This is a genomic window from Shewanella basaltis (assembly GCF_023283885.1).
Taxonomy (GTDB): Bacteria; Pseudomonadota; Gammaproteobacteria; order Enterobacterales; family Shewanellaceae; genus Shewanella; species Shewanella basaltis.
Genome location: NZ_JAKILA010000007.1, coordinates 77,503 through 102,602, shown reverse-complemented (window position 1 = coordinate 102,602; position 25,100 = coordinate 77,503). Strand labels below are relative to the sequence as shown.

The 25,100-nt window shown below is 43.5% G+C and carries 19 protein-coding genes and 1 tRNA gene; 7 read left to right on the top strand and 13 right to left on the bottom strand.

Annotated elements, in window-relative coordinates; translation table 11 throughout:
• Positions 1-59 precede the first annotated feature (59 nt).
• From L2703_RS07460 to L2703_RS07425, 8 genes are all read right to left on the bottom strand, one after another.
• The gene (locus tag L2703_RS07460; protein WP_248970486.1) at positions 60-1,007 is read right to left on the bottom strand and encodes a DUF7281 domain-containing protein; all 948 of its coding nucleotides are present in this window, start codon (positions 1,005-1,007) and stop codon (positions 60-62) included.
• A complete protein-coding gene (locus tag L2703_RS07455; protein WP_248970485.1) occupies positions 995-2,215 on the bottom strand; it encodes a phosphoenolpyruvate carboxylase in 1,221 nt (406 codons plus the stop codon). The genes L2703_RS07460 and L2703_RS07455 overlap by 13 nt, the downstream gene beginning before the upstream one ends.
• A complete protein-coding gene (locus tag L2703_RS07450; RefSeq protein WP_160054951.1) occupies positions 2,212-2,865 on the bottom strand; it encodes a condensin complex protein MksE in 654 nt (217 codons plus the stop codon). Before L2703_RS07450 ends, L2703_RS07455 begins: the two co-directional genes overlap by 4 nt.
• Positions 2,865-6,563 carry an ATP-binding protein gene (locus L2703_RS07445; RefSeq protein ID WP_248970484.1) on the bottom strand — a complete coding sequence of 1,233 codons (3,699 nt, stop codon included), beginning with the start codon at positions 6,561-6,563 and terminating at the stop codon, positions 2,865-2,867. The genes L2703_RS07450 and L2703_RS07445 overlap by 1 nt, the downstream gene beginning before the upstream one ends.
• A gap of 528 nt (positions 6,564-7,091) precedes the next feature.
• On the bottom strand, positions 7,092-8,711 hold the full coding sequence (locus L2703_RS07440) for a methyl-accepting chemotaxis protein (protein ID WP_248970483.1): 1,620 nt from the start codon (positions 8,709-8,711) through the stop codon (positions 7,092-7,094).
• Between the two features lie 405 nt (positions 8,712-9,116).
• Positions 9,117-10,682, bottom strand: a complete 1,566-nt coding sequence (gene ahpF / locus L2703_RS07435) for an alkyl hydroperoxide reductase subunit F (protein ID WP_248970482.1) — start codon at positions 10,680-10,682, stop codon at positions 9,117-9,119.
• A gap of 110 nt (positions 10,683-10,792) precedes the next feature.
• Complete coding sequence (gene ahpC, locus L2703_RS07430; protein ID WP_248970481.1) at positions 10,793-11,362, bottom strand: alkyl hydroperoxide reductase subunit C; 570 nt, start codon at positions 11,360-11,362, stop codon at positions 10,793-10,795.
• A 214-nt stretch (positions 11,363-11,576) separates the two neighbouring features.
• Positions 11,577-12,320, bottom strand: coding sequence for a spermidine synthase (locus L2703_RS07425; RefSeq protein ID WP_248970480.1), 744 nt, complete (start codon positions 12,318-12,320; stop codon positions 11,577-11,579).
• Between the two features lie 131 nt (positions 12,321-12,451).
• Here L2703_RS07425 and L2703_RS07420 point away from each other — a divergent pair, with 131 nt between their 5' ends.
• Positions 12,452-12,991, top strand: coding sequence for a mechanosensitive ion channel family protein (locus tag L2703_RS07420; protein ID WP_248970479.1), 540 nt, complete (start codon positions 12,452-12,454; stop codon positions 12,989-12,991).
• 83 nt (positions 12,992-13,074) lie between these two features.
• Here the strand turns inward: L2703_RS07420 and L2703_RS07415 are convergent, their stop codons facing one another.
• Positions 13,075-13,812, bottom strand: a complete 738-nt coding sequence (locus L2703_RS07415; RefSeq protein ID WP_248970478.1) for a dienelactone hydrolase family protein — start codon at positions 13,810-13,812, stop codon at positions 13,075-13,077.
• A gap of 51 nt (positions 13,813-13,863) precedes the next feature.
• On the bottom strand, positions 13,864-14,853 hold the full coding sequence (locus L2703_RS07410) for a 2-hydroxyacid dehydrogenase (protein ID WP_248970477.1): 990 nt from the start codon (positions 14,851-14,853) through the stop codon (positions 13,864-13,866).
• A gap of 317 nt (positions 14,854-15,170) precedes the next feature.
• On the opposite strand from L2703_RS07410, the gene L2703_RS07405 reads away from it, so the two are divergent.
• The 5 genes from L2703_RS07405 to L2703_RS07385 all read left to right on the top strand — a co-directional run bounded on the left by L2703_RS07405 (position 15,171) and on the right by L2703_RS07385 (position 21,113).
• Complete coding sequence (locus L2703_RS07405; protein WP_248970476.1) at positions 15,171-15,590, top strand: hypothetical protein; 420 nt, start codon at positions 15,171-15,173, stop codon at positions 15,588-15,590.
• Positions 15,591-15,605: 15 nt separating this feature from the next.
• Positions 15,606-15,896: a hypothetical protein gene (locus tag L2703_RS07400; RefSeq protein ID WP_248970475.1), complete on the top strand. Its 291-nt coding sequence runs from the start codon at positions 15,606-15,608 to the stop codon at positions 15,894-15,896.
• A gap of 104 nt (positions 15,897-16,000) precedes the next feature.
• Positions 16,001-16,678, top strand: a complete 678-nt coding sequence (rluA, locus tag L2703_RS07395) for a bifunctional tRNA pseudouridine(32) synthase/23S rRNA pseudouridine(746) synthase RluA (RefSeq protein WP_248970474.1) — start codon at positions 16,001-16,003, stop codon at positions 16,676-16,678.
• 111 nt (positions 16,679-16,789) lie between these two features.
• Entirely contained in the window at positions 16,790-17,251 is a 462-nt protein-coding gene (gene asnC / locus L2703_RS07390; RefSeq protein WP_248970473.1) for a transcriptional regulator AsnC, read from the top strand.
• A gap of 232 nt (positions 17,252-17,483) precedes the next feature.
• Complete coding sequence (locus tag L2703_RS07385; protein ID WP_248970472.1) at positions 17,484-21,113, top strand: S8 family serine peptidase; 3,630 nt, start codon at positions 17,484-17,486, stop codon at positions 21,111-21,113.
• 914 nt (positions 21,114-22,027) lie between these two features.
• Here the strand turns inward: L2703_RS07385 and L2703_RS07380 are convergent.
• Positions 22,028-22,114 (bottom strand) — tRNA-Leu (locus L2703_RS07380).
• Between the two features lie 274 nt (positions 22,115-22,388).
• Here L2703_RS07380 and L2703_RS07375 point away from each other — a divergent pair.
• Entirely contained in the window at positions 22,389-22,520 is a 132-nt protein-coding gene (locus tag L2703_RS07375; protein ID WP_188738389.1) for a DUF3149 domain-containing protein, read from the top strand.
• A gap of 164 nt (positions 22,521-22,684) precedes the next feature.
• Here L2703_RS07375 and L2703_RS07370 read toward each other — a convergent pair whose 3' ends face one another.
• Both L2703_RS07370 and tcdA read right to left on the bottom strand, forming a co-directional pair.
• Positions 22,685-23,296 carry a superinfection exclusion B family protein gene (locus tag L2703_RS07370; protein WP_248970471.1) on the bottom strand — a complete coding sequence of 204 codons (612 nt, stop codon included), beginning with the start codon at positions 23,294-23,296 and terminating at the stop codon, positions 22,685-22,687.
• Between the two features lie 757 nt (positions 23,297-24,053).
• Positions 24,054-24,851 carry a tRNA cyclic N6-threonylcarbamoyladenosine(37) synthase TcdA gene (tcdA, locus tag L2703_RS07365; protein ID WP_418357570.1) on the bottom strand — a complete coding sequence of 266 codons (798 nt, stop codon included), beginning with the start codon at positions 24,849-24,851 and terminating at the stop codon, positions 24,054-24,056.
• Positions 24,852-25,100: the final 249 nt, after the last annotated feature.

Here is a 25,100-nt window from a genome sequence, read left to right as displayed (position 1 = left end):
ACCCGTCACAAAAACTATTTTAAAAGAGGTCACAACGGAGTCGCAGCAAAAAATAGCCCTTAACGGTCGATACCGATGCGATCGAGGCGTAATGCATTTGCCAGCATATGTTGCTGCTTAATACTGACATGGTGGCGAGCAATCCACTGAATTAACTTAAGCCATTGGGATGCCTGGGGAGCCGTGTTGCAAGAGGCTTGCAACAGCATATTGTTAAGATAAGTTAATTGCTTATGTTGTTTATTAAAGTCACTGGCCGAGTTAATTTGCCCGATAGCGAGCAACTCATCTGGCGCCTCAAGCACCCATTGCGGCACTATCATGCTACGGCAATGCTCAAGCGTATTCGCAATCATCAACCCTGCGGGATCAAGGTCGGTAAAAGCGATGACATCTACTTCACGTGCGGCAATCAGATGTAAAAAACGTTTGCGCCCTGCCGGTGAATAATCATGGCTGCCACGATACAACACCATGCTGTTGTCGATGATTGGCTGTAACGCGGGGGTAAATGAATAAGCAAATAGATTGTCAAAGCTGTCGAGGTTTTCGACCACGATGAGCTGCTTAATGTTAAGTTGCTGACAAAGGGCAACGGCGGCATCGACTTTTAAGCGCAGCGAGCCACTTAAGAAGTGCAAAACACCGGCTACAGCAGATTGAGAGAGTAGAGACTGAGTAATATTAGGCGCAAGTTTAATTAATACATGGTCGGCATCTGGGCGAATATTTGCGTATTTCTCATTCGCACTTTGCTGCGCCATTTGCTGGCGAGGTACATCAAAATCGAGCGAGAGAATGTCTAGACCTGAGTCAATCTGCGCCATTTCTCGCAATAATGCGTAATCTTTAGCAGTTAAATACAGGTATTTTTCAGCGCCATCGGGCTCACCGATTTGCCATATCTGATACAGTTTTTTCCAATTGGCATTAAAAGCCACGCGCGGCAATTGTTGCTTTGCCGCGCGGGCCAATAACTGTAATTGGCTCTGAGTTAGGCTAGCCATAACTCAACATCATGAATGATAAAATTACCGTTATAGACAGGATCGGGTTTGCCAATTGGTTCTAACTCAAAGTAATTTTTATGCTCATCAGCCAAGCCTTCGTAGCCACCAATCACTTGGTAGAGCCAACTTTCTGCATCCCACTGTAATTGCTTGTCGGTTAAATAGCTCAATGCTGATTGGCGCAAACCTGAATCAATCACCTCACAGAAATACTCATCCACGGCAATTTTGAGTGGATTTTCTGGGATATCAAAATCTTCGCTGTCGCTCATCTCAAAAGTGACATTTTGCTCACGTGCAATTGATGGCAGCGTATCACGGCTAATGGCTTTCACTTGTGCCACTAAACTCATGAGCTCCAGCTCGTGATGCGGATTACTCACATCGACACTGGCAGGGGCGAGCAACGCTTCAGCGCAATTAAATAAGTTTGGTATTTTTTTATGGCCCACATGGTTATCGACTTGATAATCTGGGTGCATGTCGGTGTGCAGTAACCAGCCTTTAAGTAACCGAGTGCGGCCTTGAATTTGCCTAAAGCGGCCTAATAACTCATATAACCGACTCTGTACAATACTCAGCTCTTGAGTGCACTGGCTTAGGGTTTCTTGCAGGCTGGTCATTAATAAGCGGCGCAATTCACGAATGTCGCCGGCAATCTCACCAAGCTCACTAAACTGGAACATGTCCAGGCCGTTGAGTAAGTCAGACACTTGGCTTTGGGCCAATTCGTTTTCGCGAATTTTGGCACTGATGGTCCCGACATAACCAAACTCGTTATTAATGCGCCCCCACAACACCCTAATCGAATAACGTAAGCTGTCGGTAAAGCTGTAAACGTGCTCGTTTAAGTCGGCCAAATAAGCTTCTGCAGCGCTGTAATCAACATTGTGACGCGCCTCTTTATAGTGATCGGCCAGGGTTTTTATGGTGGCTAAAGATGAGCCAACATTAGAGTCAATTTGGCGGTTACGTTCATCGCTTAAGGCCTCTTCAAGTAACGCCCTAACAGAACGCTTTAAACGCAGCTCCTGATCTGGCTCTGGTCGCCATAAAATGCCGCTTTTTTTAAGTTTTTCAATTACGCCTGCATCATGGGCGGTGTCGTTAATCGACCCCGCTAAATAGGCATCCATGATCACATCGGCATGCCGCCCGAGTTGTTTGAGCAGCTTTACCCCAGCTTGGTGTAAGTTGCTGCTCATATTAACTCCCTTTGGGTCGCCGTTTCAGCTTGTGCCTCAAGACTTAGGCCTTCAGTTTCGTCAATAAAGCGAATGACTTCATACAAATAATCAAGCTTGCCGGTGGCAATATAAATTTGTTTCTCGCTGTTGGGTTTAGTTAAATAACCCAGTTCAACGAGGCGTTTAAACACCAACTTAATTTGGCCGTCGACATTACTGCTGCTGGAGCCAAATAGGCGATACTGGCTAAGTTTGGTTAACTGCTCCCTAAAGGCCGGGGTGTCTTCTATGCGTGCTTGTAAGTCGGTTAAGCGTATCGGTGCTCCTTCACTTAATGGCGCATCCTGACCGCTAGCCTCTTGCACTAACACTAACCATTCCACCAGCGGAATTAACGCCGAGCAAATGTCTTTAAACTGCGATGAAATCACTTTGCGCTCGGCATCGCCAAGCTGTAGATAACCACAAAAAAACACTTCACCTTCACCTGCGCTGGCCAAGGTGCGGTTAATTTGATTTAAGTACGTTTCTATCCGCTCACGGGTGCTGTTGTTTTTTAGTGCGCGCCAGCCGTCTTCGTTGGTCACTCGGCAAATAAACTCGCCCCGCAGTAGCTGTTCAATTAACGCACTGGTTCCCACTAAGGTTGTTTCATTTGAATCAGACATTAACTGTGCTCCTTAGCCGTTGTGGGATGAGTCGTTTCAGCATTTCGTTGCGACAATCGCTCTGCAAGTGGGTTAGTTTTAGGTTTAACCACCTGCAATTTTTTGGTTTGTTTGTTAATAATGTAGCGGTTAGCAAATAAGTTAAGCACTTCAGATTCTGGATTTGGAAATGCCCCTAACACGCTAATGTTATTGTTTTCACAGGCGTCAAAAATCTTCTTCACGTTGGTGTGATGTAAGGTGCCGAGCTCATCAATAGGCCAATGGATGGTCACATGGGCTTTACCGCGCAATAAGCGGGTAAATGCCAGCAAGAACTTACATAAAATCAGGTACGCCATACCGTGGCTAGACGATTCGTTTAGCTGGCGGTCGGTACGAATAATCAAATCGCTATTGCCCTCTTTTAGGCGCAATTCAATTTCTAATAGTTTGGCGATACCACCGGTTAATGCGGCGCGGCCAATAATGTCTAATGCGCGGCGCATTGAGTTAGTGTAGTGCTCGTCTGGTAACTGGCTAAAGCCATCGGCTTTCCAGGCTTTAAAGGCTTTAACAAACACTTCAAGCTCTGGCCAGAACTCGAGTTCACTGATGCGCGAGCGAATGCGCACGGCCGACTCTGATACGCCGTCCAGAAACAACTCTTCACCGACTTCACGGGTAATACGCGCACTTTGGCTGGCAATGCGGCGGTCGATATCGGTTAATACGTCGTAAAACGCGGTTAAGTCGATACCAAAAATACGCCCTTGCTCGCGAATAGCCATTAACGATTGCGGCACCATCACATTGAGTAACTGCTCAAGCTGCGGCACTAATTTACGGTAGTCGAGTAAGCGAATGCCTTTGTCATTAACAAAGCTAGACTCGTCACGCGCGCGCTCCCAAAATTCGGCCAAACTTGAACCGGATTTACTGGCAATCACAGAGTCGAAATGCTCAACATATTGCTTCACCGACCCCATTAAATAGTCACGCTTTAGCAATAAGTCTTCGCCTTGGCGCAGACGCTCGCCAATGCTGCCGATGGCTTCGTCGTTATTGGGCGGCAATTTAAGCTCGGCCAACTTACGCATTACCGCACGCAGTTTAGTCAGGTTTTCAGACGCTTCAACCTGGGCTGCATCGCAGGCTTTACGCTCTGTTTCTAATTGGGCACGGCGCTGTTTAATCTCGGCGGTTTTGGCTGTTAATTGTTGTTCAAGCTCTAAGGCGGCGCGTTTAACATCAGCCAACTGTGCTTGCAGTTTAGGCTTGCGCACTAACCAAGTATGTTGGTACCAATCGTCATAACGTAGCACCTCGCTACGACGCTGCTCTGCCTTGCTTATTTGCGCCTCAAGCTCACGAATTTGCTTTTTAAGCGCTAAAATGGTGCCTTCATCGACTCCGCGGGATTTAAGCTCATTTTTATACCAGGTTTCGCAGGCTTTTTGTTCTGTTTTAGCGTTAGTACGGCGCTGCTCAATATTGGCTTTAACTTGCCCAAGTTGATTGTCAATTGCGCCAACCACTTCTTGCCAGTAAGCATTTTTGTCCATCCGCGCCTCAAGCGCCTGGTCTTTTTGTTCAGCTAGCCACTCAAGATGCTGGTTATGCAACTGCTTTAATTCGTTATCGAGTTGCACAAGACGCTTACTCGATTCGGCTTTGCGATCGGCGACGGCTTGGTTGATCTTTTGTTGCTCGCTGCGCTTTTCATCAAACAGTCGGCGTAAATCTTCACGGCTATTTTTGTATGCAGTACGGGCAAAAGTGAGTTCGCGGGTAACAGCATCTAATGCCGCATTCATTGCAACGAGCTGATCTTCAGCTTCGGCATGAATGTCTTGCGCGCTTTGCAGTGCTTCTTCGGCTTTGGCGAAGCGAATACGCAGGTCTTGCTCAGAAGTCGCATATTCTGGCACGTCGATGGCTTTAAGATCTAAATGCACGCCAAATAAGCTGTCGCTGCTGTCTTGAGTGAAACTTGGGTGTAAGTCGCTACGGTGCAACAACTCTGGGGCTATCACTTTACCAAATGATTGCTCCCAACCTTGAGCCTCTTTACGTAAAAACTCCAACAGTGTGTGCGACTGTGGGAATAACATGTGATGCAATTCTTCTTTGGCGTTTTCGCGCTCGCTCACACGAATACTGGCAATGCGCAGCGCTTCGTTAGCCTGATCACGCTTAGCGCGCTGCTTACGCTCTTCGGTAGTTAAGCGTTCAACCTTGGCATTACAGGTTTCTTGTTCTTCATCGGCAAGGCTGATGCGCTCATCAAAAATCGCCAAGCGCATTTTTTCATCTTCGGTGTAGGTCACGCCATCCACTTGATGCTTAAGCTCTGCTGCCTGCAATTTAAGTTGGTATTCTTGTTCGCTGAATTTGGCTTTACCCGCGTCAGTTTGCTCACGCCATTGTTGCTCAAGCTGCGCTAAATCGTCGTTTGCTAACTCACGTTGTTTATCTCGCGCCTCACGCAGTGTGTCTTGCTCTGTGTGTAATGCCTCAAGTTCACGGTGTAATTGTTCAGCAATTTTACTGCGACGAGCGTTAAATGCCGCTTCAATATCTTGGTGTTTTTCGGTTTGCAGCTTATGGCGTTCGTTAAGGTTTTCAAGGTCACTTCGCCAGTTAGGTAAATTGTCTAAATCCGCTTTGGCCTGTTCAATGTCGGCATCTAAAAAGGCAGCGTGTTGGTCTTCTATGGCATCTAACTCATATTCAAATTTGCCCACATCACCTTTGGCTGCGGACAATTCTTGGTTGAGCTCGTCACGGACATCTTTCCACTCATCGTCTAGTAAGCGCAGTTTTAGGTTTAATTCTTTACCTAAGGTTTGATTGCGGTCTTGGCGTTCGGCCTCTAAGGTTTCGTCGTTACGGTAGCCGCGCGACAAACTAGACAGGCGTAATTCGGCGCTCAGTAGTTGGTTAAACTCTTGTTCAAGTTTGTCGTATTCTGGACGAATTTGCTCAAAACCTTGTACTAGCTGGCTTTCGCGGATCCAGGTTTCTACTCGCTGAGGGTTAAGGCGTGAGGTTGGCGGGTTTACTCCGTCTTCTTCTAAAATGGCGGCGATCATGGATTTAACCGTTTCCATTTTGCCTTCTTTGGAATGCACGGCTTTGGCGAGTTTTTCAATGTGGCGCAGGCTGTGTTCGCCGTCACATAGTGAGAATTGACGCGCATAAGTACGCAACTCATTGCGGTTACTGCCAGTGTTCAATAAGCTGCGATCGTTTTGGATTATGGCACGAAACTCACGCGTATTAAGCAAGTTAGTGTGCGCGATGCCTTCGCGTTTAACTTCGCGGCCAAGCTCGGCCATCGAATGGCAAATAATGGTGTCGCCATTGCGGGATTTTATGTAATCCTCAAGCTCAAAACCACGTGCAATAAAGCGATAATTAACCCCTTTACCGTCGCCTGCTGACGCTAATACCGCTTGATATAATAAGCCATCATCTTTTTGATATTCGTAAATGATGTAGCTCGAATCGTGCGGTAAGTACCAACGTTCAAAACTGTCACGGGTTGATGGCACGACGCGACTTGGGTATTCACCATAAAATACTGGCACTAGGCGTTGTAAGGTTGTTTTACCTGACGCGTTGGTACCACAGATGTTGGTGTGGCCATTTAATAATAATTCGACCACACCTGGCAGGTGCGTATTAATTAACACGATTCTAATCAAGCTTGGCATGATAATCCTTTTCCAAACAGCTCACATTATAGTGAACAATAAGCAACATAATGCTGAATAACCGACAACCACTTTTGCAATCTGGTTAAACTAAAACAAACACCGTCATGAGGCAATTTGCAGCTAAAAAATTGCCTTGATAATACGCTATTTCAATAAAAAGTGACGCTTTACATAACAACAATTAAGCGCAATTGCTGCGTTAGTGCGCAATTTTACCATTTCAGTCAATTATGTAATACCATTGCACGTTAGTAAGTGATGTCTCAGCGAGAATTTAAAAGGGCTTAAACAAAAACCGCTGAACGCATTCACAGTGGCCACTTATTAATGCGCAATGGCATAACCAATCAGAGTCGCTCAGACGGTTCAGTTTGTAGCGAATGGCTCAAACAATGGTGATTCTTTTGGGGCAAAACAACAAGGAATGGACTGTGCGAGTGTCTCTTGTTTATAAAGAGAGCTATTATCACAAATAATAAAAAACGCAGAGATTTCGCTCTGCGTTTGTCATTTTTGCAATCAATGTTACAACTTAAACTGTGAAGTGGCGTTACTCAGTTCATTAGCAAAACCGTCTAGCCCTTGAGAAATGTCTTGTACTTCGGCCAAAATACCCAAGGTTTGCTCAAATGAGGCATTCATTTCAACAACATTGTTCGCCACCTGCGCGGCAACCAGCGACTGTTGTTCTGTTGCTGAGGCTATGTGGGTGTTCATGCTATTGATGCTAACAATTTTAGACTGAATTGAGCTAAGGGCCTCGCCGGTGTCTTTTGCAAAACGTTCGTTTTCAGATGACTTAGCAATAGCCCCACCCATAGTGCTGACAGATGACTCCGCGGCAACCTTAAGCTTGTCTAAGACATTGCGAATTTCTTTGGTTGCATCGGCGGTTTTAGATGCCAGCGCGCGCACCTCGTCGGCAACAACCGCAAAACCCCTTCCCTGTTCGCCTGCACGAGCCGCCTCAATGGCAGCATTTAGCGCTAACAAGTTGGTTTGCTCTGCAATAGAAGTGATCACGTTTAAAATTGAGCCAACACTTTCGGTATCTTTGGCTAATTCATTGATGGATTTAGAAGCCAGTTCAATCCCTGCGTTAAGCTCTTGAGAAATTCTCACGGTGCGCTGCACAACGGCTAAACCGTCTGTTGCTTCTTGTTCTGCCACCTGTGCGGCCTCTGCCGCTTGCTGGGCACTGTGAGAAATGTCATTAACCGAATGACGCATTTCTTCCATCGACATGTGGACAGTTTTAGCATCCTGGCTTTGTTTTTTAGTTGCTTTGGTTGCAACCGTCATGCGCTCTTTTAATGATGATGCACTGTTTAAAAGCGGGCTAGTTACATTCACTACACGCTCAATCGACTGCGCGAGCAAACGTAAAAAACGGTTAAAATTACTCGACACTTGGCCAAGTTCATCGGTGCCAGCAACCGTTAATTGATGACGCAAGTTTCCTTTGCCGTCAGCAAGCTCACCTAAAGACTGTGCCACATCACCAGCAGAACCGCTAATAGCCTTAGCTATTGAAATAGTTGCAATTGCCATTAATACCAACAAAGCAAGCCCAATACTCAACGTAAGGTATAAACTGTGTTCTGAACGATCACTGGCTTCTTTAATGGTTAAACTAAATTCATCGACCTTATTGGCTTTATAAGCCGTAATGCCCTTAGTTAACCCTTCAAACACTTTGGCTTTATTTTGGCTAATTTGTCCGACATTAGCCATATCGATAGTGCCATCGAGCATACCTTGAGCTAAAGACAAGGTCATACTGTTATAGTCATTTAACTGTTGAGAAAGCTGCCCTAGAGTTACTGACTCTTGAGGATCGGTAGCGGATAAATTACTCAGGTTACTCTTGAGCGATGTAAAGATTTTGTTGGCATTTTCAAGTAAGTCTTCATCCGCAAACGACACGGCCTGCGTGTATAACTCATCTAAACGCTGTACAAAAATCACGTTTTGGTTTGCAAGCTCGACTCGTTGCGCAACTTTGGTTTCCATGAATGATAACGTGTCACGGTTTTTATTAATCGCCACGGTACTGATCGCCAAGTTGACAGCAAAAATAATCACTGACAAAACAAATATCAGCCCTACTTTTTTAAAAATTGACAAGTTACTAAACCAACTCATATTCCGCCCCCAAAGCGTTCTTCAATGTACAAAAATTAGACTTAACGTTGCCAACAGGACAACATCAAAAGCGCTATTGCGAAGAGTGTCACCGGGTTCAATCCCTGAAGTGATATCGTGCATATTGGACAATGTGCATCGGTATTCATAGGCTTAACTATAGCAATACTTATTATGGTTATTCATTTAACAGTAATGAAATTGATTATTACGTCAAAATCAGACTACCAACTCAATATCGGCCTAACTTAAATATACTTGAAATTTATCTAATGCAACACAATCACCGCCAATACAAGCAGTATTTCTCCCTTAAATGACTAAAAACACCTGTGTATGGTGCAGAAACTGAAAATAAAAAAGAGCCAGCTAGGCTGACTCTTTTTTATTAAACTCGCATACTGGCTAAGCCGCTTTTGTGTCGGTTTCTTCAGAGTGTCTGATTAAGTAATCAAACGCGCCAAGAGATGCTGTTGCGCCGCTACCCATAGCAATAATAATTTGCTTGTATGGTGTGTTGGTGACATCACCGGCGGCAAATACGCCCGGAATCGATGTTTGCCCACGTTCATCAACGATAATCTCGCCGCGAGGTGTCATATCAACAACACCTTTTAACCATTCAGTGTTTGGCACTAAACCAATTTGCACAAAAATACCGGCTAAGATGACTTCTTTGCTTTCGCCTGTTGCGCGGTCGGTATAAACCAAGCTGCTTACACGAGTGCCATCGCCTTTGACTTCTGTGGTTTGTGCTTGAGTAATAATAGTAATATTACCCATTGATTTAGCTTTACGCTGTAACACTTCATCGGCACGTAACTTACTGTCAAACTCAAGCACGGTAACATGCTCAACAATGTTAGCTAGGTCAATGGCGGCTTCAATACCTGAGTTACCACCACCAATTACGGCAACACGCTTGCCTTTAAATAGTGGGCCGTCACAATGTGGGCAGTATGCAACACCTTTACCACGATATTCTTTCTCGCCCGGAACATTCATTTCTCTCCAACGAGCACCGGTTGCTAGCAATACGGTTTTACTGCTCAAGGTTGCGCCGCTTTCTAGGGTCACATTAAACAGACCATTTTTAGCGAGGCTCAGTGCGCGTTGATTGCTCATAATATCGACATCATAATCGCGAACGTGTGCCTCTAAATTGGCAACCAGTTTTGGACCTTCTGTTTTCGACACAGAGATAAAGTTTTCAATGCCAACCGTTTCTGCCACTTGGCCACCGAATTTGTCAGCGACGATACCCGTGTTTAAACCTTTACGAGCAGAATAAATAGCAGCTGCTGCACCTGCAGGGCCACCGCCGACAACTAACACGTCAAATGCTGACTTTTTGTTGAGTAGCTCAGCTTGTCTACCGGCTGCATTTTTGTCTAATTTATTAAGTACTTCAACGACACTGATGGCACCAACTGAGAAGGCCTCGCCGTTTAAAAATACTGATGGTACTGACAGGATGTTGCGCTCAGTGACTTCCTCTTGGAACAGTGCACCGTCGATCATCACGTTAGTAATATTTGGGTTAATTGCCGCCATCATGTTCAGTGCTTGGATCACTTCAGGACAGGTTTGGCAACTTAATGACACATAGGTTTCAAAATGAAACTCACCTGGCAACTGGCGTATTTGTTCAATGATTTGCGCATCTAATTTAATTGGGTGTCCGCCACTGTGTAAAAGTGCAAGGACAAGTGAAGTAAATTCGTGACCCATAGGCAAACCAGCAAACGTAATGTTACTGCCATTTTCTGGGTTGATCACACTCATGCTAGGTGTGCGCTTACCGTCTTTATAGGTCACTGATACAAGTTCAGATGAATCTACAATATCTTGCGCTAAGCTGATTAATTCTTTTGCTTTGTTTGAGTCATCTGCAGACACGACAAGTTCAACTGGGCGCTTGAGGTTTTGCAGATAGGTTTTCAGTTGATTTTTTACATTCGCATCTAACATAACAACTCCTAATTACTGGAAATTTGAAAAAAGTGGGAGAGTGTTAGTCGGCACCGGGGGAGCACCGACTAACTGGAGATGATATTTCTAACCTAAGGGTGAATCAGTGGTTAGATTTTGCCTACTAGGTCAATTGAAGGAGCTAGAGTTTCTTCACCTGGTTGCCATTTAGCTGGACATACTTCGCCGTCGTGTGAAGCAACATATTGTGCAGCTTGAATTTTACGCACAAGTTCTGAAGCGCTACGGCCAATACCTAGGTCGTGAATTTCAGCCACTTTAACTTGGCCTTCTGGGTTGATAACAAAAGTACCACGAAGTGCTAAACCGTCTTCTTCAATCATCACACCAAAGTTGCGAGTGATAGTGCCTGTTGGGTCACCGATCATTGGGTAAGTGATTTTACCGATAGTCTCTGAACTTGCATGCCATGCTTTGTGAGTGAAGTGAGTGTCAGTTGACACTGAGTAAACTTCTACGCCCATTGCTTGTAGTTTTTCGTAATGGTCAGCCATGTCACCTAATTCTGTAGGACAAACGAAAGTGAAGTCAGCTGGGTAGAAAAAGACTACAGACCACTTACCTAATAGGTCTTGCTCGGTCACGTCAACAAACGCACCATTATGAAATGCGGTGGCTTTAAATGGCTTGATTGTGCTGTTGATGATAGATTGTGTCATGTCATGCTCCATTAGAATTAAGATTTACATTTACCCGACAACCTTATGGTGCCGGAGATGATGAACACCTTGCTCGTCATCTGATGTGAATCATAATAGCGATGGAGAATGATTTAGTATAACGGATAAAAACTATCGCCTTAATCGATTTTTTATATTGAACTTATTGTTAATCGACAAAACCGAAGGCTGCGCTTAATAGTGTAAATCCACTTTATTGCCATGGGCCAAAGCGGGTTAATACTCGGCTAATATTGGTATCGAGCTTTTGCGATAAACTTTGTAACGCTTGTTTATTCGTAGCCTCCGTGAAGTTTCCAAGCCCGTTTGTGGCATAGATAACCCAGTTACCGCCACCGGTTAAGCAAGCGTATACATAAGTGAAGTGGTGATAAAGCGTGTCGCGCAATTGAATATCACGGCTATGTTCTTTCCAGCAGTTAAGCACTAAAAAACCATCGGCTTTTAGCAGCTGTTTGGTTTGACCGATAAACACATCGGTTAATTGTTGCTTATCTACACCTTTATTACTGTAAATATCAGCAAAAATCACATCAACTTTTTTATGTTCAGCTTGCGCGAGAAACTGATTGGCGTCTTGATGTATAAGTGTGATCTTTTTACTCAGTGGTAATTGAAAAAATCGTTTGGCAACCTCAATGACCCTTTGTCGTAATTCTACTGCCGTTATTTTTATGGCAGCATCAACATGGCGAAGCGAATGGACTAATGCGCCCCCCCCTAACCCCAAAATAATCACACTTTTAGGCTGCGTGAATAACAATACTGACAACATTGCTTGCACATAAGTATGCTGTGGTACATGAGGTGATGCTTTGTTCATTTTACTTTGTTCGTCATTATCGCCAAAGGATAATACCCGATAATCGCCATCATCGAGCACACAAAAATCACCAAAACTATCACTGTCGACATGCAATACTTTATAATCGGACATACTTCACTCTATGGCAGGCTTGGCTAATGGGTTTCGCCAGCAACAAAGCCATATTGTACCCTAGGTTAATGCCACAAGTCCGTGGCTTATGGCCATTTATAAGTGTGAATTTTTTCTAGCAGGAAACCAAGATGTTTAACCAGTTATTGATGTGTATTGCATATTTGGCTGTATTTACTTTTGCTCAGCGTCAGGTGAGCCATTGGATCCGTCAGCAAGCAAAGAAAAAACAAGTTAATGAAGTGCGCAGCAGGATGGTCACCCGGCTAATATCCTACTTTATGTTTTTTGTTACTTTATCGGTGATGGCTATATCGTTGGGTTTAGGCTACCAAGAAGTGTCTCTTTTTGTGTCGTCGGCGTTTGCTGTGCTAGGTGTGGCCTTATTTGCACAATGGTCAATTTTGAGTAACATCACCGCTGGTGTACTGATATTTTTTGTTTTCCCTTATCGTATAGGCGATCGTATCCGCATTGTTGAAAAAGATGAAGACATGTCTGGGGTGATTGTCGAAATAGCACTGTTTCATATTTTGCTTAAACGCGATTCAGGTGATGTAATGACTTACCCTAATAGCTTATTGCTACAAAAAGGGGTGGTTAAGCTCTCAAATGATGAACCAATGAAAAAACCGCCAGTAACAAGGCGAGTGATCCCAAAGCGTAAATGACCCATCGCAGTAAGTGTTTACCGACACAAATGAAAAAAGACACGAATGCGTCTTTTTTCATTTGTGTCAAAGCCATTGATGATCTAGTTCAACACTCGCTGAAAAAACGCCACCGACTGCAAATACATTTGCAATGCTAATGCGGCATCATATCGCTCACCTTCATCGCGCATAAAGGCATGTTGTGCATTAACTTCTAGCCAGGTAAAGTTGGCATTAACGTGCTCAAGTTTTTGGTAAATCAGTTTACGCCCTTCACTGCTCACATGAGGGTCTTGTTTACCAAACACCATCACTAACTCGCCCTTTATATCGCCTGTGCGGCTCAGTGAATCATTACCAGTTTGGCAAGGTAAAGTGTTTGAATGTATGTCGGTAGGGTATAAACAAAAAGCACCGCTAATGTCTGGATTTAACGCTGCACGATAGGCTAAATGACCACCAATACACACCCCCATAGCGCCTACTTTATCACTGCAAAATGATTGCGATCGCGCAAAGTCGACCAATGCTTGAGTATCTGTGTCGTGCTGCTCAAGCGGTTTAGCCCATTTGTCAGCATTTCCCTTATCTTTACCTGCGTCATCGTACGCAAGTACAGTGCCAATAGGATTTAATTCATGGAACACTTCTGGCACGAGGACCACAAAACCATGGCCAGCAAGAATGGCTGCTGAGCGTGCAATAGGAGCCGTTTGTTGAAATATTTCTGAGTAAAAAATAATCGTTGCGAATTGACCTTTACTGTCAGGGCGATACAGGGTGGTGCGCATTACGCCTGTTGGTGTTTTAATATCATGCACTTCAGTTTTAGTTATCATATTATTTAATTTTCACTCATTGTTGGCCATGTGGATGCCTGATTCACTATATTAAAACAATTCGTTACCACAAACCTGACCAGACATTAACTTGGTTACGTTAGTGAGTGTGGTTGTGGCTATCGCATTAAGTGCTTCGTCAGTTAAAAATGCTTGGTGACCAGTAAAAATCACATTATGACACGCCGATAAACGACGGAATACATCATCTTGAATAATCTCGCTCGACTTGTCTTCAAAGAACAGCCCTTTCTCATTTTCGTAAACGTCGAGTCCAAGTGAACCGATATGACCCTCTTTTAATGCCTCCATGGCATCGAATGCATTGAGCAAACCACCACGGCTAGTATTAATTACCATGACACCTGGCTTCATTTTATGAAATGAGGTTTTATTGAGTAAATGATGGTTATCTTTAGTTAATGGGCAATGCAAACTAATGATGTCGCACTGCGGATATAATGTATCTAGGTCAACATACTCAACACCAAGGTCAATCACCGCTTGATTCGGGTACGGGTCGAATGCAATAACCTTACAACCAAAACCCAGTAAAATCTTAATCGTCGCGACACCGATTTTGCCCGTGCCAATAACGCCAACTGTTTTTCCAAACATGTTGAAACCCACTAACCCCGTTAATGCAAAATTGGCATCACGTGTGCGTTGGTAGGCTTTATGGATTTTGCGATTTAATGTCAACATTAATGCAACAGAGTGCTCAGCAACCGACTCAGGAGAATATGCCGGTACATTTACAACTTGCATACCTAAGCGTTTAGCGGCCACTAAATCAACATTATTAAAGCCAGCACAGCGCATGGCTATCACTTTTGTGCCTCCTTTTGCTAGTTCAACGAGTACTTCCTCGCATAGCGAGTCGTTCACAAAGGCGCAAACCACTTCATAACCTTCAGCGAGTTTGACGTTTTGCATACATAATCGATAATCAAAATACTCAATATCAACATCAAACTGTTGGTTGGTACGATTGAAATGAACGATGTCATAAGGCTTTGCGCTAAAAAATCCAATTCTCATAAGTATCCAGTTTTACTCGTCGTGGAGGTGTGGTTTAAGCCAGTGGCTCAGTCCAACTGATAAGTGAATTGTATGTGAATTGAAAGTTATTGTCGTCAATCTCACATTAGATAAGCATCAAATTGTGATCCAACTGACGTTGCAGATTGCAACATCAAAACGCAAGTACATCAAGATACTCATTACACCTGCTCAGTTCAGCGAGCGGATAAGGGATTCGGTCATAAAAAGTAGAGCTCAAAACTGGCTCTTACATCACTGTTTTAAATTGCTAGAGTTGTTAACATTGTCATATTTTGCAACTAAGACGGCAACCAATGAAACACAAACATAATTCGCCAGTACCTGAAGGACGGTTTTGGGTTGAGCGGATCACTAAAACAACACTCAGAGCCATTCATATTGTTGGCGTTGTCGGCAGTGGTGGGGGCATCATGTTTGGCCTAGACCTGTCGTTATGGTTTAACTACTGGGTTGCCGCGATTTGTTCTGGGGTATTGTTGATGAGTTGGGAAATAATCCGCGACTGGCGCTGGCTTATTCAATTAAAAGGAGTGTTGACGTTATTAAAGGTTGTACTGCTTGGCTTTTTTATTCAAATAAGTCAGTGTAAATCTGAATTAGTCATCTTTATTATTTTATTATCTGTTATTGTATCTCATGGTCCTGCGGGATTGCGCCATTATTCAATCGTGCATCGCAAGGTGATCCAGAGTCGCAAAGAAATTAAAGGTTAACCAAAAGGACATGGGATGTTCCCTTACCCAGAACAATATCGTACTGCATTTCCGCCCATCACAACGGGGGTTATGGTTTTTTGGGCTATTTTGAGCCATGCCATTTTTGCTGATGCGAGCCCATTTGCTTTATACCCATTGTTTATGCTCTTCCCTGTTGCTATTGGCGCGCATTTATACCTTATTTTACTGTCAAAAGGCATGCAGCGACTCGACCAATGCTTTTACGCACTCGTTCATATTCCGCTGTCTTTTGTTGTATGGACATTTACGATTATGCACGTCAATGGCCATGCCTTTTCTTAAGCGTTTATTATTACAAGCAGCACTTGCGGATCATGGGGCATAACGGTATCGTTGCCACGAATTAACTGCACCCCCCGATTATATCTGGCTTGACGAGACTCCAAATGGCTCACTTTATATATAACCCACCGACTACGCCATGGCTTAACATACTTCATGAGGATAAAGACATTATCGTTGTCGATAAGCCATCTGGGTTATTGTCCGTACCGGGCAGAGAAGCGATTTATCATGACAGTGTCTATTCTCGCGTGTTGGCGGCACACCCTAATGCACAAATAGTCCATCGGCTCGACATGGCCACATCGGGTATTATTGTGGTTGCGCTGCGTCGCAGTGCAGAGCGTGAGCTTAAAAGGCAGTTTAGAGAACGTGAAACCACCAAAACCTATTACGCACGAGTAGCTGGCCATGTCAGCAAACAAGTCACTCAAGTTGATTTACCGCTAATTTGTGATTGGCCAAACCGCCCTAAACAAAAAGTGGATCACAAGGCAGGTAAACCGTCTACCACCTTGGTTGAAGTCGTCAGTTATGCTGCAAAATCTACATTGGTGAAACTAACCCCCATTACCGGACGCTCACATCAATTACGGGTACACATGATGGCACTTGGTCACCCGATTTTAGGCGATGGTTTTTATGCTGATCTAATGGCTAAACGTATGTCACCAAGATTGTTACTTCATGCTGCAGCACTGAGCATTAGCCATCCTTATACCGAGCAGCCAATACATTTTGAATCGCCAGCAGAGTTTATTGAGCCAACACCTGAACAGTAGCCCAATAACATCAAAATTAAACATTGTTAACATGGTCACTAATTTTACTGGCTATTATGCAATGAAAGACGTAGATTTATGCCCAATTATTGATTTAGTAGGCTCGATACTGTGGATAGCTCATTTCAACGCGACGATTTAGACAACCAAATCCTCACTGCACTAATGGAGGATGCACGTACCCCCTTTGCTGAACTGGCAAAACGTTTTAACGTTAGCGCAGGTACCATCCACGTTCGTGTTGAAAAAATGAAGCATGCTGGCATTATAACCGGGGCACAAATTACCGTTAATCCAAAAGCATTGGGTTATGATGTGTGTTGTTTTATTGGTATTAACTTGAAAAGTGCAGGCGACTACCCTGCAGCCATCGCAAAACTCAATGCGCTAGAAGAGGTTGTCGAAGCCTATTATACCACCGGAAATTACTCGGTTTTTGTAAAGGTAATGTGCCAATCTATTGATGGGTTACAACATGTACTGATAAACCGTATTCAATCGATAGATGAAATCCAATCTACAGAAACATTAATTAGCCTGCAAAACCCCATTGTAAGGGCGGTTAAACCCTAACCAGCCCCATTCATATCTTTTAAACATCTTCCTGTTACACATGTTAACAATTAATTTCTATTTTTTTAATTGAGCGTGTGACTTGTGTTAAGTTTTTGTGTTACAAATGCTGTTGATGCATCACAGAATGCAACATAAACCGTTAAGCATTATAAATAACATCACTTAATTTTCATCGTGCTAAAGCGATATCCCTCACTATTAAGTGATGTCTAATAACAAGGAAGACGTTGTGAAGACAAAACTAGCCATTGCCATTTCTGCAGCACTCATTTCAGGCGCTTGCTATGCAGAGCCTGCAAATAAGTACAATACAACAAACCAAAAAAATAATGAGTTTGCTGGTTTACAAGTAACTAAAACCGACAAACAATCAACCGTTACTGCTTGGATGATTAAGCTTAATACCCAGTCAGTATCGCAACAAGCTCGCTTGTCAAATGTTTCATCTACTCAAGCATCTACTTCTGTACAAGCATCTCAGGCCCGTGTGCTTAACGCAATTCAAAGCCTAGGTGCAGACATTGAAGTGGTAGGTCAAACCTCAAAATTAGTGAACTCTATTTTAGTTAAAGCAGATAAAAAGCAATTAGCCGCTTTACTGAAAAATTCTGATGTTGCTGATATTTTACCGATTTACGATTACGAATTAGATGTTGCTGACAGTGCTGATTACATTGGCGCCACTGCGGTAATCGAAGCGGGAGTAGCCTCAGGTAAAGGTCAAAGAGTTGCCGTATTAGACACTGGCGTTGATTACACTCACGCGGCATTAGGTGGCTCGGGCGAAGTTGCAGATTACCAAGCAGCGGTTGCGGCACAATCTGAAATGCCAAACTGGCCACAAGGTAAAGTTGTAGGTGGTTACGACTTTATGAACGATGATCCCAACCCAATCGATGTCAGCACCAACCACGGTACCCATGTGAGCCATTCTGTTGTTGGTGTTGCACCAGATGTCGAATTATATGTTTACTCAGTTTGTAACTCTGGCTGTCCCGGTCTTGCTCAGCTTTACGCGTTAGAAGCTGCAATGGATCCAAATGGTGATGGCGACATTTCTGACCGTGTTGATACTGTCAATATGTCATTAGGTGGTGATTTTGGTGATACTGCTGGTGGCGCAGTGCAAGAGCTGATTGATGAAATGGTTGAGTTAGGTGTTAACCTTGTAATTTCAGCAGGTAACGACGGTGCCACGCCATTTGTCGTCGGCGGACCAAGTACCTCTGTAAATGCATTATCTGTTGGGGCAATGACTCACCCAACTACGCCTATTGGCAAAATCACAGCTTCAGCTGCTGGCATGGAGTTAGATGCATACGGCGCGGGATTTAACACCAGCAATGCATTTGACTTTAACAACACGACAGCGCCATTAGTGCTACCGACTGAAAATTTAAATGGTTGTGTTGCTTTTGCTGATGGTACTGACTTCACTGGTAAAACAGTCATTATTGACCGTGGTGGCTGTGCCTTTACAGCCAAAGTACTTAATGCTCAAAATAAGGGTGCCTCTTTCGTTATTATTGCTAACAACGTAGCAGGTGATGGTGCATTTAGCATGGGCGGTAGTGATCCACTTGTGACCATCCCATCCGTGATGATTTCTAAAGAAGAAGGCGATGCCATTAAAGCAGCGCTTGCAGAAGGTGATGTAGAATTCTCTATTGCCTCTGTTGAAGTGACAACTGCTGGTGCTATTGCAACATTTACATCACGTGGCCCTTCAATTGCGGGTACGTTAAAGCCAGAGATTACTGCGCCTGGTACTTCAATCATGACTGCTCACCCAGGCTTAGGTGATGGTTTAACGCCAATCAGTGGTACATCTTTCTCTAGCCCAATTACCGCTGGCGCTATGAGTATCATTAAAGAAGCATTACCAAATCGCAGTGCGCTTGAAATCAAAGCCACTATGATGAATGCGGCAAACCTAAATGTAACTGTTGAGCCAAAATCATTAAATGAAGATGCTGCACTAGCGCCAATTAGTTACATCGGTGCAGGTCTTGTTGATATTGAGAAATCAATTAACTTGCCTGTTGCTGCATACGACAAAGACACCATGCAAGCTGCTTTAGCGTTTGGTCTTGTTTCGTTAACTGAAACAACATCAATGACTAAGACTATTTCTGTGAAAAACTTCTCTGCTGAAGCGAAAACTTACACATTAATGGCTGAGCAACGTTTTGCTGATGATATTGAATCTGGTGCTGTTTCTTTTGAAATGCCAACAAGCATCATGATCCCTGCGGGCCAAACCAAATCATTTGACGTAACGATTACTGTTGATCCAACAAAATTACCTGAATGGACGCTCACATCTTCGTATGAACTTGATGGTGAAGCAGCAGAAGCCTCTGAAGCCTTAACATTGTCAGAATATGACGGTGCAATTAAGTTCATGGAGGGTGAAGAACAAGCGTTACATGTTGTCTATCACATCCTGCCAAAAGCAGCTGCTGCGGCATCTGTGTCAACTGAAGTGACGGCAGACGGTATTGTAAAAACATTCACTAACGTGGGTGCAACCTCAATTACCGACCCATTTAGCGCACCATTAACGGCCACTAGCCCTAAAGACATGACAAAACGTCATGACTTACTTAATGCATCAAGCGAATTAGCTGCGACAGGAAGTTGTAGTGAAGGAATTGGAATTTTCAACACCTTCCAAATGCGCGATCCAATTGTACATGGCCTTGTAGCAAGCTATAACGTTGACTACGACTTAGACAATGACGGCACCTATGACTACACATCAAAAACTGTAAATTTACAATGGTTTAATGATGCATACCCACGTTCTCTATACTCATTCGTGACAACGTATGGCACTAGCAGTGGTACATTAGAACCAGCCTTCCATGTGACAGGTAATGACTTCCTCACTACTGTAGCTTGTTTTGAGGATATGGGGCTAACTGTTGCTGATTTAGGTGCTTCTATTGGCGTACGTTTCCGTGTTGAAGAAGACGATTGGGCACCGGTATCTACGGGCACTGGAGATGAAGTCGAAGCCACATTGCTACTTGATGGTACTGACGTGACCGCCGGTTTAGTTGATGCTGACGGCGAAGCTGTTACCGAACTAAAACCAGGCGAAAGCGCAATGCTAGTTACCGAAGTGGGCAGCAATTCACTAGGCTACATGTTACTTTCTGATAGTGGTTCAATGTCAGTTGTTGCAAACACTACCGATGAAGGCAACGTTGCTCCTACAGTTGAAGACTTGATGCTAACTGTCGATAAAGGCGCAGCACCAGGAACTGTTTTAGGCCAAATCATGGCAACTGATCCAGACATGTTAACGAGCCCAGTCTCAGAATTTATCGTGATTAGCTCTAATTCAAGCATGTTAGCAATTAATGCAAAAGGTGAAGTTAGCCTAAGTGACATGGCTGTCATTGATCAAACCAGTGAAACCATGGAAGCTCAAGTTGTTGCATTAGATACTATGGGTAATCGTTCAGAACCAGCAACGGTTTCAGTAGCAATAAACAACACCATGCCAATGGTCGCACCGACCAATGTATCTGGTGAGGAAGGCAGTACCATTACTGTTAAAGCAAACGGTACTGACGCTGATGGAGATACCCTAACATACAATTGGGTACAAACTAGCGGCACCGCTGTTACTTTTGAAAATGGTGGTTCTGAAATTAGCTTTACTGCGCCTGCTGGATACAACATTATCAAGTTCTCAGTAACTGCTTCTGATACCCGTTTAGAGAGTGAAAAAGGCTCAATGATCGTAACGGTAACAGAAAAAGAAAAAGAGAAATCTTCTGGCGGTTCTATGGGTTGGTTAACTGCACTATTACTACCACTAGCAGCATTACGTCGTCGTAAAGACTAATCGCAATGCTTGCAACCTAGTAGAGCTAGGTTAACCTCAAAAACCAGCTACATTCAGTAGCTGGTTTTTTTATGCGCAAAATATCATTGAAACTAGGAAGGATGATATTAATCAACCTGAGCTCGGGATAATAAATGCCTTTCAAACAGTCCTTTGCCCTGCTCATTGCGTTGAATCGACTTACAATAGGCTAGCTATTGACTCGTCAATTCGCCTTGTTAGCAGAACAAATGACAAGCTTGAAAGTGAGAATGGGTAACGTGTTGATTTCAAACAGTATAAGTTCATCCCTTATCCCGAGATCAGGTTAATCAGAATAAATAAGTGATCAAACATTGCTGCACAAATGGAGGTTAAGTCGCTAAAAACTCAGCGTTCTAAAATACCGGTCCAACCGATTATTTTGTCATTTCTTAAAAGTGCTGTTTGTTATAGGCAAAAATGAGTTTATGGGCATATAGCTCAGCAATTAAGAGCATAAAAGGCACACGCCCCTGCCTTGCTAGAGACGCTCTGACCGTCAAGAGCTTTGTGACATAGCCTTAAAAAGAGAATCATCATAATTGTGTAACAATACACTTCAAACTGAACGGTTTAAGTGGCTGTGATTGGTCATATCATTAATTGACAAGGCATAATACCGTCGACCGTTCAATGGCCCTCTATCGCTTTTAGCTTTTAGCTTTTAGCTTTTAGCTTTTAGCCAATACCCTAAAAACAAAAAATCAGCACTAGGCTGATTTAAAGTATTGGTACCAGTGGCCGGACTCGAACCGGCACGCTTTTAAGGGCGCGGCATCTTTTGCAATAAGCGAATCCCGTGAGGCGCTCAATATCTCTCTATCGCTTCGCTTTTAGCTTTTAGCCAATACCTTAAAAACAAAAAACCGACTCTTAAGTCGGTTTTAAAGTATTGGTACCAGTGGCCGGACTCGAACCGGCACGCTTTTAAGGGCGCGGGATTTTGAATCCCGTGTGTCTACCAATTTCACCACACTGGCACAACATCGCTTAACTGTCACAATTAAGTGTTGGCGATTATACCTTTGCATTTGATAATGGCAAGAGGTTTACCGATTATTTTCTATCAAAATCACTTGATTGCTCAAAACTCATCCGTGCCACCTAATCGATATCAACCAAGCGTTATGTGAGCTATCTAGCAAAATGAAGTCATCGACAAAACTTACGCCCAGATAATTGATCGAGATCATTATCCTTAATGACCTTTGTTATTAACATGATCGTAAGTTCACATATCAGAGGATAAGAATTATGGCATTTTGGTTAGATTTAATGTTTGGTAACCCTATTGGCTTACTATCAATGATTGTTATTTTCAGTACATTTGGGATCATTTCTTATTTGCTGTGGATGTTTGTTGTAAAATCAGCTCCGGTTAAGTAACTCCACTTCACCGCTTGTGATTTTACTGCTGACGTAAGCCAAACACGTCCATGCAAAATACCATTTGGGGGCCTTGGCCCCCATGGTTATCTGTTTTATACCTATCATGATAAATAATGTTAACCAGTAAGCATGATCACATTTTTGTGCTGATTGGTATTGCTTTACGCTGCGTGTTTTCTCGCTTGAACCAGCCCATTAATAAAATGTGGTCTGGTTTTAATAAGGTAACTCATCTCTTCAGGACTAGGCTCACCAGCAGGTAAACGTAGCACTTCACGATTAAGATAAACTCGCGCCTGCATTGAAATTTTGTAGTCGGCTGTTGGCCCCTGTATGGCGTAATGACGCTCATTCCCCAACATTTCTAAAATATTAGTACTGACTAAATTTCTCACCGCTAGCTCATTTTGCGGCAGCGTCAAAATAGTTTGCCCTTGCAAAAAGAATTCCCGTAATAACGCCCTTTCCGCAGGATCAAGCAGCTTTACTTTTGCCTCGATCGTTTCAACTGTGCGCTTTTTACGTAAGTGAACAATCGCTTCATCAACCAAAAAAGCAAACAACTGGCTGAGAAAATACGCTACACCTATGATTAAACCCAATCCAATAAACTGGCCGTAATGACTAACCAGATCTGCTAACGCTAAACTGGCCAAAATATCCTTAGGTGCAAAGAGCAAGGCTGCACAGGTCACAACTCCCCACGCCATTACACTTACGAACACACGTTTGCCGTTCAGTAAATTCATCGAACTTATTTTCATTTTCATCATAGCCTACCCGCAGTGTCAGATTTTTGAACATCACTTAAACAAAGCAAAAATAGTGCCAATGAATTTAACTATTTACTAAAAGGCTAACCAACTCATTTTATTAAGAATATATTTACCTTTTCATCATTATCTACCCGTGTACACAAGCAAAATGGTATTAATCACGTGACGGGTAAATAGCTAGGGGGGGAGTGTGACATGACGACGTTGACTCAAGTGCGACAAAAAAAGAGGCAAATGAACACTAAGCGGACTTAGTGTCAATAGCGACAAGTGGCACTCGCCAATATACCACCATAATTAAACGTCCTTATAGTTATACCATTGCGCATTAATAAGTGACCACTCAGAATGCGTCCAGCGGTTTTTGATTAAGGCGTCGCTATGCAGTAATGGTTGTTCCCTTTCAAATAGCGAGAACGTAAAGCAAAAGCGGCTGGGGCATTCCTTTCAGGCGAGTTTTAAAAGGGCTTACACTGCGTTGCATGACTTCGAAAGAGAATAACTATTCATTCAGTCATTCGCCTTGTTTAAGCCCTTTTAAATTCTCGCTGAGAGATCACTTACTAACGCGCAATGGTATTATACCGATCAGGATAAATAAGCGATCAAAGTTTGCGTAGGAAAATCGCTTAGTACAGGCAGGAATTGCTGCGAGGTAATTGTGCTAACATCAACATTTCTAACGAGGTAATAAGTGATGTTAACCAGTAAGCATGAACGCCTTTTGGTGCTGATTAGTATCGCAACCGCAGGTTTACCTTGCGGCTAATTTAGACAATACTCGGCTCACGGCCACAAACGCAAAAGTGCCCGTTACCATAGTGATCGCCCCAAAACCAGAAGCACAATCCATACGCATACTCCCTTCTGCCGTCGCTTTGGTATTGCACACACTGCCATCGGCTTGTGGATAGACTAAATGCTGAGTTGAAAACACCGCATCTACGGCAAATCGACGTTGGACGTTTTTACTAAAATGATATTCTTTACGAAGTATATTGCGCACTTTAGCCAATAAAGGATCTTGAATGGTTTTAGCCAAATCGGTCACTTGAATTAAGGTTGGGTCGGTCTGTCCTCCAGCGCCTCCGATGGTCACCAGTGGAATTTTGTTGCGCTTGCACCAAGCAATTAATCCGGCCTTTTGCTTAACGGCATCAATACAGTCGATAACATAATCAATGGTGCCGCCTTGTGTGGCAGGCACAAAATACTGGTCCAAATTATCGAGGGTGACGAAATCTTCGACTTCATTAACCACACATTCAGGGTTAATTTCGTTAATCCGCTTTGCCATCACCTCAACTTTAGACTGACCAATGGTTGAGGTTAATGCATGAATTTGACGATTAGTATTGGTTACACAAATATCATCTAAATCAATCAAGGTGATTTGCCCAATGCCACTGCGCGCCAATGCTTCAGCAACCCAGGTGCCAACGCCGCCAATCCCCACAACCACCACATGTGCTTGTGAAAAAGTCGTCAATGCCGCTTGACCATATAAACGCCCCACCCCCGCAAAACGATGAGTATAAGATTCAGACAACATAGATAACGCCTCAATTAACCACTAAATTTCGCAGGGATTCTAGCCGATTTAGCGCCAAAGCTAAACGTTTGTTTAAGTAAAATCCAGCAAGCTCCATTTTGCGGCTAAGAAGGCATTGGCATTTCAATTAGACCAAATTTTAGCCTTGCTAGACTAAGGTCTAGTGATCCAAATATTCAATAATCTCAGCAAGTAAATTAACATGCACTAAACTAAAGCAATGTCGACTGTTTTTGATTTGTCGCTAGT